Below are 18,986 nucleotides of genomic sequence, written 5' to 3' on the forward strand. Positions count from 1 at the left end.
AATCAACTTTAAAGGAGACAAATTCACATAACCTTCATTATAATAGGGATTTTTTCGACAACAAAAAAAATAAAAGAATGGGTTTTTTCTTTTAAAAACTCCATTCTTTTTTTGTTTTCTGTATTTATATCAATTGAAACGCTTCTGTATGATCTCTATTTTTTAGAGGCTAAGGCACGGTCTCTCTGCTCTTGAATATACTCGTCGTAGGTACATGTACGATCCAGCATTCCTTCTTCTGTAAATTCAATGATACGATTTGCGATCGTTTGAATAAATTCATGGTCATGAGATGCAAAAAGCAAATTGCCTTTAAAATCAATCAGTCCATTATTAACAGCAGTAATGGACTCCAAATCCAAATGATTTGTCGGCTGATCCAGCACCAATGCATTTGCGCCAAAGAGCATCATACGGGAAAGCATACAGCGAACTTTTTCTCCGCCGGAAAGTACCTTTACCGGTTTAAATACATCATCGCCGGAAAACAGCATACGCCCTAAAAATCCTCTCATAAACGTTTCCGTCGTTTCTTCTGTATACTGTCCGAGCCATTGCACTAGGTTCAAATTACAATCTTGAAAGAATTGAGAATTGTCCATTGGAAAATAGGAAGTTGTAATGGTTGTTCCCCATTTAAAGCTTCCTTCATCAGGCTCCATTTCTCCCATGATAATTTTAAACAATGTGGTATTTGCAATTTCATTTTCTCCGACAAATGCAATTTTATCATCCTTATTTACACGGAATGAAACTTGATTCAGAATCTTTACTCCGTCAATCGTCTTACTGATTCCCTCAACAGTCAAAATTTCTTTCCCTGCTTCACGATCCATGTTAAAACCAACGAATGGGTATCTTCTGGAGGAAGCCGGAAGCTCCTCTACAGTCAACTTATCAATCAATTTTTTTCTAGAGGTCGCTTGCTTTGATTTTGACTTGTTCGCAGAGAAACGCTGAATAAAATTTTGCAACTCTTTAATCTTATCTTCATTTTTCTTGTTTTGATCTCGAATGATCTTCTGCATAATTTGGCTTGATTCATACCAGAATTCATAATTTCCCACATACATTTTAATCTTGCCATAATCAATATCAACAATATTTGTACAAACGGTATTTAGAAAATGACGGTCATGAGATACCACAATTACCGTTCCCTCATAATCCAGCAGAAAATCTTCCAGCCAGTCAATCGCTTGAATATCTAAGTGGTTTGTCGGCTCGTCGAGCAATATAATTTCAGGCTGGCCGAACAATGCCTGTGCAAGTAAAACCTTGACTTTCTCTTTTCCGGTCAAAGTGTTCATTTGACTGTATAAAATTTCATTGGAAAGACCTAATCCCTGCAGCAAACGGCTTGCATCCGATTCAGCTTCCCATCCATTCATTTCTGCAAACTCACCCTCTAGTTCGGAAGCTTTTATCCCATCTTCATCCGTAAAGTCTTCTTTTGCATAGAGAGCATCTTTTTCCTGCATTATTTGATAAAGTCTCATATTACCCATAATTACGGTATCTAAAACGGTATATTCATCGTACGCAAAGTGATCCTGCTTCAAAACAGACATACGCACATGAGACGGGATTGATATATTTCCGGTAGAAGGTTCCAATTCTCCGGATAAAATGCGTAAAAATGTTGATTTTCCAGCACCATTCGCACCGATAATACCATAACAATTCCCTGGGTTAAATTTTAGATCAACGTCCTTAAATAACGCTTGTCCGCTAAAATTCAGGCTTACGTTAGTAACTGTAATCATTTTTGTATCCTCCTGATCATTTCTATCATAATCGGAATATTCCCGATTTTTATTTCTTATTTATCGAATCATATACTTTCCAAAAAAAGCATACCCCCTTATGATACCATACCTGTCATAAGGGGTGCAACTTTAAAATCCTTTTATAAATAGATCACACTTACACAATCAACGAACAAATAGAATTGGAAAATGCAACTGGATCATCTAAAGTAAATCCTTCAATCAGTAATGCCTGGTTATAAAGCAATTCGGTATATATCTTAGCCTTTTCCTTATCATCCATATACGATTGCTTTAATGCCTCAAGAACTGAATGTTTTGCGTTAATTTCTAAAACTCGATCAGCCTTAATCTTTTGTTCATTTGGAAGTGCATTAATTACCTTTTCCATCTCAAGAGATAATTCTCCGGCACTGCTCAAACAAACTGGATGCGTCTTTAAACGCTGAGATAAACGCACTTCAGAAACTTTATCTCCTAAAGTCTCCTTCATAAACTCCAACAACTCCTTGTTTTCTTCCGTTTGTTTTTGTGCTGCTTCTTTTTCTTCTTCACTTTCTTCTAATTCTAAATCGCCGCTTGAGGCAGATTTAAAATCTTTCCCATCAAAATCATGAAGCATCTGTAATGCAAATTCATCAATATCTGCAGTTAAGTATAAGATTTCATAACCTTTATCCTTTAATAATTCAATCTGCGGTAATTTATCAATCCGATCAACATTTTCTCCGCTTGCATAATAAATATATTTCTGATCTGCTTTACAACGAGAAACGTATTCAGACAGTGTGACCATTTTTTTCTCAGAAGAAGAATAAAATAGTACCAAATCCTTTAGGGTGTCTTTATTTGCTCCAAAGCCGTCGTATAAACCATATTTAAGCTGCAAACCAAAGCTTTCAAAAAACGCATCATACTTTTCACGATCGGTATTCAGCATTGCCAACAATTCACTTTTGATTTTCTTTTCCAATCTGGAAGCAATCGATTTTAATTGGCGATCATGCTGTAACATTTCTCTGGAAATATTTAAGGATAAATCTTGAGAATCCACAAGTCCTCTTACAAAACTAAAGTAATCCGGCAGTAAATCCGCACATTTTTCCATAATCAAAACGCCGCTGGAATAAAGCTGTAACCCCTTCTCATAATCTTTCGTATAATAATTAAATGGTGCCTTCACCGGAATAAACAAAAGTGCATTATAAGTAGACACCCCTTCTACGTTTGTATGAATGACCTTTGCCGGATCTGTAAAATCGTGAAACTTTTCTTTATAAAAAGCATGGTAGTCTTCATCTGTCAGCTCGCTCTTATTTTTCTTCCAAATCGGAACCATACTATTTAAAGTTTCTAATTCCTTATAATCTTCATATTCGTCCTCAGTACCTTCCTTCAGGTGGTGTTTCTCCATCATCATCTGAATCGGATAACGAATATAATCTGAATAGCGTTTAATTAATCCTTGGATACGGTAGTTTTCTAAAAATTCATCATAATTTTCATCTTCTGTATTTTGTTTGATGTTTAAAATAATCTCCGTACCGTTGCTTTCCTTTTCATACTCGCCGATATTATAGCCATCTGCCCCAGTGGATTCCCAGCGATATGCAGTCGCTTCGCCAAAGGCTTTGCTGATAACTGTCACCCTCTCACTTACCATAAAGGCAGAATAAAAGCCGACACCAAATTGTCCAATAATGTCAATTTCATCCTTCGGTTCATTTTCTTTCTTAAATGCCAACGATCCACTTTTTGCGATTGTTCCTAAGTTCTGTTCAAGCTCGTCTTTCGTCATGCCGATACCATTATCAGAAATTTTTAATGTACGCTCTTCCTTATTCAATTCAATTGTAATGGCGAAATCCTCTCGAGAAAAACCCGTATTATTTTCCTGCAATGCTCGATAGTACAGCTTATCAATAGCATCACTGCTATTTGAGATTAATTCTCTTAAAAAAATTTCTTTATGAGTATAGATGGAATTGATCATTAAGTCTAAAAGACGTTTGGATTCTGCTTTAAATTGCTTTTTTGCCATGTGTATATTCCCCCTCGTAGTTTTCCCGATCTTCTCGGTAAATTTTTTCCGCTCATACGGTCATTCGCTTCCTCATCTGCATAGAATGAGGTAGAAAAAAGTAATGTTAGCACTCACTTATATAGAGTGCTAACATTACTATAAACCATAGAAAGTGAAAAATCAAGTATGAGTTTATTTTTGCCTTCCTACTCCATTTTTGCTTGTACAATAAACTTTTTATCATTTTATTCTATATTTTTATCGGCTAGGAAGCCAGAATCCGTAACACATCTTTTCTCTCTGAATATACTATCTGTGAAACCAATTACTTAATTGACCAAAAAAGGAGGTAAATATATGAGTTGTTTCGGTGGACGTATATCGCCGGACCTCTTTTCAAATTGCTGCAACGCACACGACCTGTGTGAATTCGACGGTAATTTAAACAACGTTGTCTCGGAGCCGATTTATGTACAAAAGGTTTTTGATGCTGTGCTGTTTAACCTGCAAGGATTAAAAACAGTCAACAATCAATGCTTCACTCCAGCAATTCCTAGAGGCCACCGCTTAAAACGCATCGTAGATATCCGCTGTAAGAGATCCTTTAACCCGCAAAATGTAGAGGACCCAACTAATTTAAAGCTGAATATCAACACGACTATTTCAGGCGGAACCTTTATTAAATGCGCAAACGGCGACGAAGTGACAGTTGTAGGTCCGGACGGTACTTATTCAGAAAAAATTATTTATGCAGACACGCAGGATTGTGATGATCAGGGCAGGGGAACCCCTATCTTCGGCACACAAAATATCGCCATTACTGGTGATGTCATGATTTACTTGGATCTGTTGCTTTGCGACAGATACGACCACGAAGTTACCTTTACGGTTTATACCAAGGTGAACATTGCACAGGAATGTGCTCCATTGTTGCTTACAAATTTCTTTGAACTTTGTCTTCCTTCTACCCAAAGCAGTGCATTCCTTCCACGTTTCACTGAATTCTGTAACCCTGCATGTGAAACAAGATTGGCAACCAACAATCTGGGCCGTGATTTAACAATTTGCCCAGACGGCACAATAAAAGCTAATCTAATTATCGCATTATGTGTTACTTGTGAAAAGAAAATCGTAATCCCAGTTCAACTTTGTGTTCTTTCGACTGGTTACGTTCAATTATTACCAGAGTCTTCAGCAATTTGTGATAGCTTCCCTCAACTATTTCCAAATCAAATTCAAAGCAAATACAATCCGGAAGTAGAAGACGAAGAAGATGATTGCCAATGCATTTGCGATCCGTGCTGTGATCCTTGCAACGACAATAACTTTAATGATTGCTGTGACCCTTGCAGACCAAATAACAATCGTAATAATAGAAGACGATAATCATTTTATAAGCACCACTCTAAAAATGGCTGCTTTGCTCAAAATTATAAACTCGTGGTATAAGCCAGCGCTTAAAGCGCTGGCTTATACTTATTTTCTGTCAATCTCTTATCCCCTGTCCCGCTCTATTTCAACGTTTATTTAATGATAACCAAACCTCCTATTTCATACAAGATTACAATGAAAATTACAACGGCCGTACAGCCTTGTGCTACCATAGTATGCAAAATCTTTTCTTTATATCCTTTTTATTACTTAAAAAATATGGAAAAAAAATAATTTATGGAATCATATCATTCTATTATTAAATAAAATACGACTTCTTTTTATTCTTCTTAACCCTCTCTAATTTCTCCTGCTCTTTTTAAAGCGGATTTAGCAATAATCGGCCCTACTATTTCATACAACATTGTGGCACAAAGTACGACCGTACGTATCTGCTCTGCATATTCTGGAACAGCAGTTTCAGCTGCTACGATCAGACCAATCGCAACACCCGCTTGCGGAATCAAAGCCGGACCAACATAACGGCATATTTTTTTGTTTGCTCCCATAATTTCTGCACCAATTCTGGCGCCAAGCAGCTTTCCGACTACTCTTCCAATTACGTAGATAAAACCGACGCTTCCAATCTTAAGTACTAATTCAATATTAAGCTGTGCTCCAGATACAACAAAAAACATTACATAGATTGGTGGAGTACAGGTATCTAATAAAGAAACAATCTCATCGCTTTCACTGCTTATATTACAAAAAAACATTCCGCACATCATGCAGGATAGTAAAGACGATAATTCTAAAAATAGGCTCAAAGCAGAGCAAATAAATATAATAGAAACTGTGATGATCAATTGATTGTTCTGTTTTTTAAAGGACTTCATAAGAAGATACATGAGTGTACCAAATATTGCACCAATTATGAGCGTATATGCGATTTCAAGCATAGGCGTTACTATGGTTTGCGCAACACTTAGATCACCGTTACCGTTCATGCGTTTGGCAATTGAGACTGATATTGCAAACGCCATAAGCGCCACAGAATCATCTAAGGCTACGACACTCATGAGCATATCAGTAACTTGGCCTTTTGCACGATACTGCTTAATAATCATTACGGTTGCTGCTGGAGCAGTTGCTGCTGCAATAGAACCAAGAACGATAGAAAATGCGACATCATGTCCCGTTGCAATCAATACTATATCTACAATAGCAACGGCGAGAAATGCTTCAAAAAAAGCAATTACTACAGGTGTCATTCCTAACCTTCTAAAAAAACTTCTTTTAAATTCGCACCCTATAATAAACGCGATAAAAGCAAGTGCCATTTCTGATACGATTGAACAATCCCGAATAATTTTTAAAGAAAAGAAACCTAATATATGCGGACCTAATAAAAGACCTGCCAAGAGATAACCTGTGACATTTGGGAATTTGAAAATTTTAACAAATCGCCCAAATAGCAATCCAAATAATAGGATTGAACCTATGTATAATAAATGAGTGAATTGCGGCATTTTTTCCTCCCTATTTCATGCAGGTTATCCCATCCACAAAGGTTGTAGGAACTGCAAACATAAAAGCTGTATCCGGATTTGACAAATCGCCCACAAGCTCAACAATAATTTTTTGAACGATGGGAATTTGCTCTTCATCTATAACCATTAGAATCGTTTTATTATCTTCTGCAATACCGGAAAACATCATTTTAAATGGTGAGAAAGACATCTCTTCTTCAGCAGATGCAAGGGTTCCTGCCATACCTGCAGAATTGATTACAGTCGCTCCTTTAATCCCATTTTCATTTAGATTCATAAGCAATTTATTAAGAACGCTTATTTTATTAAGGACCAAAAATAATAGCTGTTTTTTCACAATTTTCTCCTTTCAAATATATAAAACCAATATCTGATACTTTAAATAAATTATAAAAAAAAAGGCTTTTCATATCAGTGCCAAACGGCAACAATACCAAAAGCCCTTCTGCTTTTCCAGACGGTTCTTTTATTCTTTATTTTTAACTATATATTTAGTGTATCACAAGCCAATCAGCAAAGCAAATTGAAACACTATAGCGGAACTTCGGATCAACATAAGATAAAAGAACTTTATGTCTTCGGTACGAAAAATTTCTTCCAGCTTATCAAAATCAATTCTACAATATTTCTATTTGTACAAAAAACCTGATACGATTCAAGCAATCGTTTTGCTTCCTCTATTAATGAAGGAAGACCACGAATTGTCCCATATTGAAATAAGTCTTGCCATAAGTGGTAATCGCTTTATTAAGACAGTGCAGAAAATCAGCATAAGGGAAAGACTTCCAGTACCAGTACAGATTCGTTTTATAGCTATTGTAGCAGACTCTTTTCTATACTACAATATAAACAAAGCATAACAAACATAGCAGCTTATATATTAGTTTGTTTTATATAGGTTGTATTTTAAAAAGGTGGTTTTCATGAAAAATACTACAAAAGCATATTTAGCAATCACTCTCCAATCACTCATTATCGGTTTTTCTTTTTTATTTGTAAAAATAGCCCTTCGAAATGCTGATACGATATCTTTACTTGCTCACAGATTTACATTGGCTGCACTTTGTATCTGTATTTATAGGTTTTTTAATCCGGGTAAAATTATTGTTAAGCGTGTAGATTGGTTAAAAATTATTCCATTTAGCTTTGCTTATCCGATTTCCTTTTTTCTGTTCCAAACGCTTGGACTGAAAATAATATCATCTTCCGAAGCAGGAATAGTACAAGCCATCGCTCCGATTTTAACACTGATTGCCGCCAGAATTATATTAAAAGAGCAAATAAAAAATTTGCAAAAAGTTTTTATACTTATTTCTGTGTCCGGTGTGGTCTACATCAACGTATTAAACGGTTTTAATCTTAGCAATTACAGTTACTTTGGCTTTCTATTTATTTTTATGTCAGCAACATCATTTGCGATTTACAATGTGCTGACCAAAAAGTTATCAAAGGATTATTCCGTATTTTCAATCGTATATGTCATGAGTATCACCGGTTGTATTGTATTTAACCTTATTTCTATTTTCCTGCATATTATAAACGGTAATATTTCTTCTTATTTTGAACCATTTTCAGAGCCTTCTTTTGTTTGGGCGATTGTATATCTTGGGGTGATTTCATCTCTCCTAACATCTTTGCTTTCAACGTATGCCTTAGGAAAATTGGAAGCTACAAAGGTGGGCCTTTTTAGCAACGTATCAACGGTTGTTACAATCTTAGCAGGAACTGTCTTTTTGCACGAATCATTATACTATTATCATTACGTAGGAATTGTGGCAATTTTGGCTGGGACTATTGGATTCAATTTATTTAAGCTGCCTCAAAAGGATATTAGCAAGTAAACTAAACCAGTAATGTAGTCAGAACCTCTTCTAAAGCTACAATCAAAAAGCCTTATTCAATTTTATTTCGAATAAGACTTTTACTTATATTTATAATTATATCTATTTTCAGCTATTGATTGAGAAGTAAACGATTTTTCAGGTTCTTTTCATTCGTATGTTCTTTTCTATCTTGTTAATTTGTTTTTTAATATTTATTAGATACTGTATTATTTTCTTCTAAACCCATGTAACTTTCTTCTGCTGCCATTCCAATAGAAGCAGAAGTTTCTTTTCGAAGCTTGAATTTACTAATCAAATCCTTTAGCATTTGTGCTTGTCCCGATAATTCCTCACTAGCAGCGGCACTTTCCTCTGCAGTCGCACTGTTCGTCTGAACGACTGATGCAATTTGCTCAACACCAATATTCACTTGATTAACCGATTGCGCCTGCTGTTCAGAAGCTTCTGCAATTCGGTCGATTAACTGAACAGCTTCCTGTGTCACCTTAGCACTTTCCTCTAATGATTTTGCCGTATTTCCTGCAATTTTTGATCCTTTTTGAACGGAAACAAGAGTCTCTTCAATTAAATCTGTTGTACTTTTCGCTGCTTCCGCAGATTTACTTGCAAGATTTCTAACCTCATCTGCGACCACTGCGAATCCTTTCCCAGCAGTACCGGCTCGCGCTGCTTCCACTGCTGCATTTAAAGCTAAAATATTTGTTTGGAATGCAATATCTTCAATCACTTTTATAATCTTGGAGATTTCAGATGATTTTAAATTGATATCCTCCATAGCAGTTACCATATTTTTCATCTGCTCATTGCTTTTAACGATTTCATTTCCTGCTATTTCTGCACGGCTATTTGCCATTTTCGCAGTCTCTGCGTTTAATTTCACTTGTGAAGAAATTTCAGTAATAGAAGCGGACAATTCTTCAATAGAACTAGCCTGCTCAGTTGCACCTTGTGAGAGTGCTTGTGCTCCATTCGATACCTGATCTGATCCCACTGCAACTTGATCGGATGCCATTCCTATATTAGCCAAGGTGTGACTTAATGTTCGATTAATATGGCGAGTTGCCTGCAAGATTTGTTCATATTCACCGAGATAGCGTTCTTCGCATTGAGTCTCTACTACAAAATTACCCATTGACATTTCGTTGAGTAAATATTGAATATCTTGAATGATTGTTTTCAGATCAAAGCTCATAGCAGTAAAGGCTTTCGCAATTTGTCCAACCTCATCATTCGATTCATAGCTGATATGTATATCCAAATTTCCATTTGTTATTTCATTTGCAGCAATATTGATTTCTTCCATTGGCTTTACAATCATTCTCACAATATACACTGCCAGCAAAATCCCGCTTACCGTTACAACAGCTAAGACGCATAAAATAAATATAATTGAGAAAACAAACAAAGAGTGACTTTTGACACCGGCTTGATTTGCTCCCTCTTTATTGAATTCAACTATTTTCAGACATTTATTTGATACATCATCAAATAATATTCTCGATTCCTCCTGTATTTTTTGAATAGCAGAATCTGTCTGATTTTGACTGCTCAACTGTAATACCGTTTCACTTGCAGTAAGGTACTTATCCCATGCCGTTTTTGCATCTTCCATCAACCGACGGTCTTCCTCTCCTGTAAGCATAGTCTCATACGTTGCAAAAAATTCTTCGATTTCTTGTTTTTCCTCACTGATTTTATCATTATATTCTTGCATCTTTGCATTATCTTCAGAAAGTATATGCCCCAGTTCATAAATTCTGTAATCTGAAGTCATCGTGTTTATTTCTTCTGCTACAACTACAGACGGTAGCCACACTTGGTTAATATTCGTGCTCGAAGCACCAATTCGGCTCATCATTATAAGGGAAGCCGCCGCTACTATGATAAGACATAGCAGTAAAACAAATACTAGTATAAATAATTTTTTTCCTATCTTTAATTGTTTCATCATAAATTCATCTCCTCTGTTCGCATGCTCACATGTTTTGAAAGTTAAACGGTTATTTCTGATTCGTTTTCTCATAGCTGTCATAGATGAATTTGGCATTTCACAAATTTATACTTTATCGCCTCCTATCCTTTTTTAGTTTTGTAAGTCTATAATGATTAAAGATTATATCATTATCTCTGTATACTTTAAATAAAAATAATCGTTCTTATTAAAGAATATTTTTTCTATTTTTATTCTGTTTTATAACGTTTGCAGAAATTTCTCCATTCTACCTGCATGTTCATGTAAACAATTAAATCTAGGTGCTATTTTACCGTCTCTGTTTTTCTAGATAAGAAATAAATTGTTCGTAAGGCAACGCTTGGCTGTAAAGATAGCCTTGGTATTGATCACACCCTAATTCGTGCAGAATCTGTCGCTGCGCTTCCTCTTCAACATATTCTGCAATCACCGAATAGTTCAAAGTTTTTCCTAACGACACGATACTTGATACAATATTCTCGCAATTGCTATTGCTGATTAATTCCTTGATTAATGATCCGTCCAACTTAACGGTATCAAATTTATACTCTTTTAAATAGATCAGCGAATTGTGTCCCATACCGAAATCGTCCAAAGCTAATTGAATTCCTAAATCTTTCACCTTCTTTAAACTAGATAATATTTCCTTGCTTCCTGAAAGAGCAACACGCTCTGTTATTTCTATTTTTAGATGTTCGGCCTTTACTCCATACTTTTTTAACAGTTTCTCTAAATCTTTCACTAATTGACCATTTTCCAGCTGTACAGCAGAAACATTTACAGACATTGCAACATCTGTTATACCGAGCTGATTCAATTTTTTTAAATCAGCACACGCTGTATCAAAAATACAGTATCCAAGACGGTCAATGATCTGTGCTTCTTCTGCTAATGCAACGACAAGTGGAGTATAAATTACACCATAATTCCCATATTCCCATTTAAGAAGCGCCTCTGCTCCAAAAACTTCTCCCTTAAAGTTAACCTGCGGCTGGTAATATATCTGGATGTTTTTCTTTGAAAGCGCCGATTCCAAATTTGCAGTAAGAAATCTAGAAATATTTCCTATTTCATCATAGCGATTGAGAAGTGCCGACTTTTTCCCTTGCTCCTCTGCATGTTTATATGCTTGGATCACACGAAGCAGACTGCTCATGAAACGTTTGCTTCTGCTATTTTCTGCCGCTTTAACAAAAGGCATGTAACAAAGCGTTCCAACTGCCAAATTGAGCAGTTGAAGAATACTTCCGCTTATAGACCCAGTCGAGAAATAACCACTGATTAAAATAGGGGTTGTCCATTCAACTAAATGAACTGTATATGGTACAAATCCCAAATACATTGCAAGATAAGAGATTGTGGTAAAAAGTAAAGGAACAAAGAGGAAAGGAATGATATACACTGGATTCAGTATAATTGGAATCCCAAAAATAATTAATTCATTTATATTAAAAAGAACCGGAATTATAGAAAGTTTCGCCTGCTTTCGAAGGTTTTTATGCTTTCCTGCGATTAAAATGGCTAAAACAAGACATAAGGATGCCCCACAGCCTCCCATTAAGACAAAATTATCAAAAAAGGTCTTCGTAAAAATATAAATCGGTGATTCTCCTGCATGAATTGCAAATTGATTTCCGTAAAGAGCTGCTCCAAATACATTTTGAGCAACCGGCTCCATCATATTACTGCCGTGTATACCAAAAAACCAGCATACATGAATCATAAATATAAAAAGTACGCCGCTAAAAAAAGAAGAATCTAACTGATGAAAGATACCATTTAAAATTTTAGAAATAAAAAATTGTATATTATTGATACCGAAGAAATAAATCAGTGCACAGTTTACGATTGCAAATACAGAAATAGTAACTGCTGCAGGCAAAATTGCCGCCATCGCGTACTGAAAAGACGGTTCTGCTCCGTCAGCATACGATTTCATGCGAGGAAATGAAATCGTACTTAATTTAATGAATAGAAGCGAAGAAAAAAAAGAAATTAGCAACGCTACAAAGATCCCCGTTACACCGAAAGTGGATAGGTTAAAATCACTTTTACTGATACCAAATACAGTCACAAACGAGCATAGCGACACAACGGATACCATAATAGGAGGGATTTTACTGCCCTCCTTATCATTATATGTATTCGCAAAAGTATAACTAATGCAAAGAACAGCTAAAAGCGCATAGATATTAAAAGAACCATCTCGAATATATAGAAAGATATTTTTCCACCCTGCCCCAAACCATCGTTCCATTTTCATCTGATAATCAGGGATTGGCAGACTCATAAAAACAAGCGCAATAGACCCAATCATTAAGATCGGAATCAAATAGGTCGTTCCTTGTCTGACCGCGAGTGGAAAAAGCAACTCTCCAAATTTTTTATTCAAATTTTTCATCCCAATTATTAACTTCTTTAAGTGTTCCCTCATATTCCCCACCTTTGGATATTACATCCATCATCTACTGTATCAAAGGTACTTAAAAGTCATATTTATTATTTATAAAACAAGTTGAAATTATTTTATAAGAAATCTGGGATCCTCCTATAATCACTTATATATTCCATACGTTTTATTTACATCTTGAATATAGATAATGCCATTACCGGGTTCCTCTATTTTTAGCTCTTCTTTGATTGAAGTAACAATTTTCTCTGTTGATTCATGCTCTGAAAGGATCATGACAACTTCTCTTTCAGGTTCTATTTCCATAGAAAACAACTTGCTGGTTTCATGGATCCCGGAGCCTCTTGCATTCATAATGGTTCCTCCCTTTGACCCAGCCTTCGTCGCTGCATCGATCACACATTCACCCTTTCCTTTATCTACAATCGTCGTTACTAGATGGTACATTGTATTATCCACCTCCCTCTCATTTTTTATATTACCGCACACAATGCTCTTTGTTCCTAAAACACCGCAAATAGAAGTCGCAAATGCAATCCCATGATTTGGTTTGTTAAATTCGAATTCTTTATTCATTTCTTCCAGTGCCTGCCGTGCAATCTTTTTATCTGCAACCATGAAAACACTTTCTTTTCTTACATCAGAAAGACCCATATAATCTAAAATACTGCTATTTACCGTTCCTCTGCTAAGCATTATCGTTCCCCCAGGAATACCATGCTTTTTCGCAAGCCTAACTAATTTGCTTCCCAACCCGAAATTTACAATGATGCATATTAATTCGATATCAAAAGCTTCATCTTTCTTATCCATTATCCATTCCTCCTTTTTTAGATTTCACCTTAAAAATAAAACCTAAAATTTGCAGCGTAATTAAAGGCGTCATTGCGACCATTGCAATAATTCCAAAAGCATCTATCAAGACATCTGCTCCTTCTATCCCCTGTGCAGCCCCCTGCGCAAACGCTAAAATAAATGTGGCAGTCATTGGACCGGATGCGACCCCTCCTGAGTCAAATGCAATTCCAACAAATAATTTAGGTACTACATAAGTCATTGCGATTGAAATAACATAACCAGGCAGTAAATAATGCCATAGCTGTATCTCAGGGACCAAGATTCTAATAATCGATAAAGCAACTGCTAAAGCCACCCCCAGAGCCAATGTAAACATTACAGCTTTTCTTTTGACATATCCACTTGTAACATCTTCAATCTGCTGAGTAAGCACGTAAACGGCCGGTTCTGCAAGAATCGTAACCATACCTAATAGGAATCCAATTACAACCAAATAGACTGGGTTGTCCATCAAGGCAAGCTGGTACCCAATTGTATTTCCAACTTCCATAAATCCCGCATTCACACCTAATAAAAAAAGTACTAAGCCTATAAAAGTAAAAAGTACACCAAATAAGATCTTCCTCGCTGCTGTTTTTGCCATTTTAAATGAAAATTTCTGAAAAACAAGAAATATCACCACAATGGGTGTTAGCGCAGCTAATGATTCCCCTGCTATTTTCGGAAAATGCTGAATAAATGGTCCAATGATAGATGTGGATACCTCATATGTACTATCCAGAGATCCTATAATTTGATCTGTTTTGGATAGGATATTCATAATTAAAACGGATAGGATCGCTCCGGTAGAAGCAATTGCAATCAATCCAAAGCTATCTTTTTCTGATGCTTTACTGTCTTTTTTCAGTTGGGATACACCAATTGCAAGCGCTAAGATAAAGGGGACAGTCAAAGCTCCTGTCGTTGCACCGGAAGCATCAAAAGCAATTGCCATAAATTCAGAAGAGCTGAATAGGCAAAGAATCAGGATCAGCCCATAAACAGCTGACAAGACTTTATACAGCGGAAAGTTATATATGATTCTGGAAAGTCCAACAGCAACCATTACCGCAATTCCGAAAGAGACAACAAGAATAATGCTGCTCTTGGAGATCATCCCTAAAGTGACACTATCAATCTGCCCTGACAAAATGTGCAGGTCTGGTTCAGCAACTGAAATGAAAAACCCCAGTAAGAGCCCCATAAATACTACAACCCAGACCTTATTCGATTTTACGATTGCTGCTCCCATATAGTTTCCAATCGGTGTAATGCCAATATCCACGCCGGTCAAAAAAATTGTCAATCCTAAAATAACCAGCACTGCTCCTATCAGGAATCTTATAATTAACGGTGTTTCCATTGACGTTAACGTAAAGTTTAAGATCAGTACAATAACAGTGATTGGAAAAACCGAGTACAATGCTTCTTTGAACTTTTCAAAAATGATATTCAAATATAAATCACCCTTTCTATGCGTTATAATTTAAAGGCAAGATAAACACTATTATTTGTCCAGACTTTGACATAGTGGATCGTATGTTTCTCTAAGTTGTCTTTTATCTCTTTCCTATCTTTTCTTACAGCATTTGGAAAATTATCTTAAAGCAAACATACCATTATTCCAATAGGATTGTCAAATGACTATTCTGTTACAAATAAAAAAGCCTTATATCAAAAATCTTGCAAATTCATTCTGGTATAAGGATTGATTAAAAATATGCTGTAAAAGGTCTCCTTTATTTTCCTTCTTTTAATCTATTGTTCTATTTTTCTAATAAAGCCTTTGCTTCTTTAATAATAACATTAATCGTTTTTTTGTAGGATTCCAGTGTATTTACCCAGTGCGAAAGACACTCTAAACCGGTTTCTGTTATGTGATAAACTTTTTTCGCAGGTCCTGTGCTTTCCAGCTCCCATTCAAACTGGATCAGACCTTTCTCCTGCAATGTATTCAATGTGCGGTAAATCCCAGTTTTATCTGCTTTTTCTCCATTAAAAAGATCTTTGCTTTCCAACTCTTGAATAATTGAATATCCATGCAGATTCTTTTTTGTAAGTAAAATAAGTATATTAGGCTGAAGGAGCTTATCCAAATTATAGCCTTTGCAAGAACATCTCCCCTTAATATCAATCCTATCTTTTTTGTCATTTTCCATATGATTCATCCCCCTATTATCCTTTATTATATACATTTAGCGTTCTGTTTTCAACGCCATTTCACTACTCTCATTTGAATTTTTGTCACAAGCCAATTTAAAAAAGTTACCACAACTCCTACTACGATAAAGCCAGCAACTACATTCGTGTAATTTGCATAGTGAGTGTAATTAATAATATAAAAACCCATTCCTTTGGTGGCTCCCATCATCTCGGCAAAGGTCAGCATCATAACTGAAGTGGTTAAAGATACTTTTAAACCAGAAATAACACTCGGAAAAACATATGGGAACAATATTTTTAAGATCATTGTCCGCCTGTTCAAATTTAAAACTGCGGCAGACTCCAAAATACGATAATCAATGGAATCAATACGAATCATCATATTTAAAAAAGTCGGCCAAAAAATACCCAGCAAAATTACCAATGCAGAAGCACTTCGAAATGTCGGCATAATTGCAATCAGATACGGTGCAAAGACAACTGGAGGAATCGGTGTTAAAACATTCGCCATAGGATAAAAAATACCCCTTAAACGCGGGATCCAGCCTACGATCAACCCCAATGTGACACCTAAGCTAAGGCCAAGCAAAAATCCAACTAACAGCAGTTCCAAAGAATAGAAGACACCTTCTAAAAGCACTTGATACTGTTCTGCAAAAACATAAAAGACATCCTCCGGTGCAGGTACCAATACCGGATGCATTAAATTTAATTTTGTGGTTGAAATTTCCCAAACAAACAAGAAAAAAAGTAATAACAGCATCCGGTCAGAAACAGCTTTTAAATGATCTTTCTTCTGCTTAGTATGAAAAAAATTATAAATATAAGTGAGTTCAACCAAAAGAAGCGCAATTAAAAAAGCGTAATTCGGTTGAACCGTTTTTTTATCATGAAAAAAAACAATGACTCCAATTAAAAGGAGGAGTATTATTTGTGTCACAATTACCTGTGTATTAAATACCTTCTTCATCCAGCGTCTCCTGTTCAAGATAAAACAAATCTAATAAATCTGATTTGAATTGTGCAATATGTTCAGAATAAGCCGCTTCATTCTGATTGCGTGGCCGGGGAAAAGTAACCCTCTTATCAGCTATAATCCTACCTTTATGCATAAAAACAATACGATCTGCAAGTAAAATTGCTTCATCAATGTCATGCGTAACAAATAAAACAGTTTTTCTTTTTTCTCCATTTCCCCATAAATATTCCAGAAGCTGTTGCAATTTTTTTCTTATTTTTGCATCCAAAGCGCCAAAAGGTTCATCCAGCAAAAGGATATTACTTTCCATTGCAAGAGCACGCGCAATCGCAGCTCTCTGATACATGCCTCCAGATAATTGATCCGGATATTTATCTTGAAAGTCTATCATTCCCACTTTGGTCAAATATTCTTTTGCAGTGTGTTCCGCCTGTCTTTTCGTCATTTTCTTATTTGTAACCTGTATCGTAAAAATTACATTTTTTATAACCGTAAGCCAGGGAAACAGGGAATGGTTTTGGAAAACAACTGCACGGTCAGTCCCCGGCGCTGATATTTTTCGCCCTTCAATATAAATTTCCCCATCATCAGGAGAAAGAATCCCAGCCAATAATTTTAAAAATGTACTTTTTCCACTTCCCGAATGTCCAATAAGACAGATAAACTCACCATCATTGATTTGAAAATCAATGTCATCCAAAGCAAAATGAGCTTGACCGCAAACCGGATATGAAAACGATAGATGATTGATGCTGATTAAACACATAGTTATTTCATCCCTCTCTGCTAAAAAATACAAATTGCCTCGTATTAAAATAATTTTAATGATTATTGATTATTTTTTTCAAATTCATTTTTTAAAGAAACGTAAAATTCACTGTTCTTATCTCTCTCGATCAGCTCCTCTAATGCTTCTTTATAAATAGAGGTATCCACATGATCTTCCATTTTAAATTTTGTATCTGCATCAATATCTCCATTGCTCTTCATGACTTCATAAAAATCACAAACTTTATTTTTGTTCGGATCTAACGAAATCTTCATTGCCGCATCATAAGTGTCACTACCATAGATAACACTCTCAACATATTGTGCATCCTGACCGCAATATGCGACCAACGCATCGATGGATTTTTCCTTATTATGTTCCAAAGTATAATAAGCACGTAGATTTGCAATCGTAAACTTTACAAGGGGCCTATGCTTATCTGTCAGAGTAGAGCGGTTCGTTGTCTGACGGCAACAAGGAAAATCCGCACTAAAATCAGACGCATGAAATGCGATTGCCAAACCACTTTTTTCCGCAATATAGCCATAACCGCTGTTGACAAAACCCAAATCCACTTCACCCTTCTTAACTGCTTCCACAATAGATTGCTGGCTGTCCAGATATACAAATTCAACATCAGAATTTACATCAAATCCATTTTCACGTAAAAATCCTTTTATCACCATATGTCCTGTTTCCATACGGTAACAGCCTATCTTTTTGTTTTTAAAATCTCCTACAGTTTTATATTTATCTATATTCTCATTTAATACAATACCTTCACTTCCTTCCGAAATGGTCCCTCCAAACACCACAACATCTGAACCTTTCGAAACAAAAGTACACGACGGAATAACACCAAAGGGAAGAACATCTAATTTGCCTTGACTTACTGCAGTCATGCCGTCTGCTAAATTAGAAATTGTTTCAAACTTGACGTTAACACCTTCTTCTGTGTAATATCCTAGTTCAGAAGCGATGATGATACTCGCAATCTTTATATCCAACCCTGGACGTCCAACTGTAATCGTTTGAACCGCATCCGTCATCTCTCCTGGCGCTTTCTTATCTCCACAGCCTGTAATAGCTGTTATACAAGAAAGTAAAATAACTGCAATTCCTATTCTTTTCCACTTCTTTTTCATTTTACCACCCGCCTAATCCACATAAGTTAATATTAGATATAGTCTAATACTAGGTTATATCTATGCATTTGTCAACTGATTAAATGCAATTCTTCTATATTCTCTTCACATAAAATCTCAAGAAAGAATAATCTGTATGTTAAAATATTGAAAA

The 18,986-nt window shown here is 35.8% G+C and carries 14 protein-coding genes; 2 read left to right on the plus strand and 12 right to left on the minus strand.

Translation table 11 applies throughout. The features are described from left to right. Positions 1-155: 155 nt before the first annotated feature. Together U5921_RS14940 and htpG are read right to left on the minus strand one after the other, a co-directional pair. The gene (locus U5921_RS14940) at positions 156-1,766 is read right to left on the minus strand and encodes an ABC-F family ATP-binding cassette domain-containing protein (protein WP_324824252.1); all 1,611 of its coding nucleotides are present in this window, start codon (positions 1,764-1,766) and stop codon (positions 156-158) included. Between the two features lie 160 nt (positions 1,767-1,926). After that, complete coding sequence (gene htpG / locus U5921_RS14945; RefSeq protein ID WP_324824253.1) at positions 1,927-3,810, minus strand: molecular chaperone HtpG; 1,884 nt, start codon at positions 3,808-3,810, stop codon at positions 1,927-1,929. Between the two features lie 339 nt (positions 3,811-4,149). Here htpG and U5921_RS14950 point away from each other — a divergent pair, with 339 nt between their 5' ends. Next, positions 4,150-5,178, plus strand: coding sequence for a hypothetical protein (locus tag U5921_RS14950; RefSeq protein ID WP_324824254.1), 1,029 nt, complete (start codon positions 4,150-4,152; stop codon positions 5,176-5,178). Between the two features lie 335 nt (positions 5,179-5,513). Here U5921_RS14950 and U5921_RS14955 read toward each other — a convergent pair whose 3' ends face one another. Both U5921_RS14955 and U5921_RS14960 read right to left on the minus strand, forming a co-directional pair. Next, complete coding sequence (locus U5921_RS14955; protein ID WP_324824255.1) at positions 5,514-6,692, minus strand: cation:proton antiporter; 1,179 nt, start codon at positions 6,690-6,692, stop codon at positions 5,514-5,516. 10 nt (positions 6,693-6,702) lie between these two features. Further along, complete coding sequence (locus U5921_RS14960) at positions 6,703-7,050, minus strand: hypothetical protein (protein ID WP_324824256.1); 348 nt, start codon at positions 7,048-7,050, stop codon at positions 6,703-6,705. Between the two features lie 586 nt (positions 7,051-7,636). Here U5921_RS14960 and U5921_RS14965 point away from each other — a divergent pair. Beyond that, positions 7,637-8,554: a DMT family transporter gene (locus U5921_RS14965; RefSeq protein ID WP_324824257.1), complete on the plus strand. Its 918-nt coding sequence runs from the start codon at positions 7,637-7,639 to the stop codon at positions 8,552-8,554. Between the two features lie 187 nt (positions 8,555-8,741). On the opposite strand, the gene U5921_RS14970 is transcribed toward U5921_RS14965, so the two are convergent. The 8 genes from U5921_RS14970 to U5921_RS15005 form a co-directional block, all read right to left on the minus strand. Then, positions 8,742-10,508 (minus strand): methyl-accepting chemotaxis protein, encoded by a 1,767-nt coding sequence (locus U5921_RS14970; RefSeq protein ID WP_324824258.1) that lies wholly within the window; start codon positions 10,506-10,508, stop codon positions 8,742-8,744. Positions 10,509-10,818: 310 nt separating this feature from the next. After that, positions 10,819-12,921, minus strand: coding sequence for an EAL domain-containing protein (locus U5921_RS14975; protein ID WP_324824259.1), 2,103 nt, complete (start codon positions 12,919-12,921; stop codon positions 10,819-10,821). Between the two features lie 162 nt (positions 12,922-13,083). Beyond that, a complete protein-coding gene (locus U5921_RS14980; RefSeq protein ID WP_324824260.1) occupies positions 13,084-13,752 on the minus strand; it encodes a P-II family nitrogen regulator in 669 nt (222 codons plus the stop codon). Beyond that, positions 13,745-15,232, minus strand: coding sequence for a DUF1538 domain-containing protein (locus U5921_RS14985; RefSeq protein ID WP_324824261.1), 1,488 nt, complete (start codon positions 15,230-15,232; stop codon positions 13,745-13,747). Before U5921_RS14985 ends, U5921_RS14980 begins: the two co-directional genes overlap by 8 nt. Positions 15,233-15,542: 310 nt before the next feature. Beyond that, positions 15,543-15,935, minus strand: coding sequence for a PadR family transcriptional regulator (locus tag U5921_RS14990; protein ID WP_324824262.1), 393 nt, complete (start codon positions 15,933-15,935; stop codon positions 15,543-15,545). Positions 15,936-15,985: 50 nt separating this feature from the next. Further along, positions 15,986-16,909 (minus strand): ABC transporter permease, encoded by a 924-nt coding sequence (locus U5921_RS14995; RefSeq protein ID WP_324824263.1) that lies wholly within the window; start codon positions 16,907-16,909, stop codon positions 15,986-15,988. Beyond that, positions 16,893-17,684 carry an ABC transporter ATP-binding protein gene (locus tag U5921_RS15000; protein ID WP_324824264.1) on the minus strand — a complete coding sequence of 264 codons (792 nt, stop codon included), beginning with the start codon at positions 17,682-17,684 and terminating at the stop codon, positions 16,893-16,895. Before U5921_RS15000 ends, U5921_RS14995 begins: the two co-directional genes overlap by 17 nt. Before the next feature lie 62 nt (positions 17,685-17,746). Then, on the minus strand, positions 17,747-18,832 hold the full coding sequence (locus U5921_RS15005; protein ID WP_324824265.1) for an ABC transporter substrate-binding protein: 1,086 nt from the start codon (positions 18,830-18,832) through the stop codon (positions 17,747-17,749). Between the last annotated feature and the right edge of the window lie 154 nt (positions 18,833-18,986).

This window comes from Sinanaerobacter sp. ZZT-01, from assembly GCF_035621135.1.
Lineage (GTDB): Bacteria > Bacillota > Clostridia > Peptostreptococcales > Anaerovoracaceae > IOR16.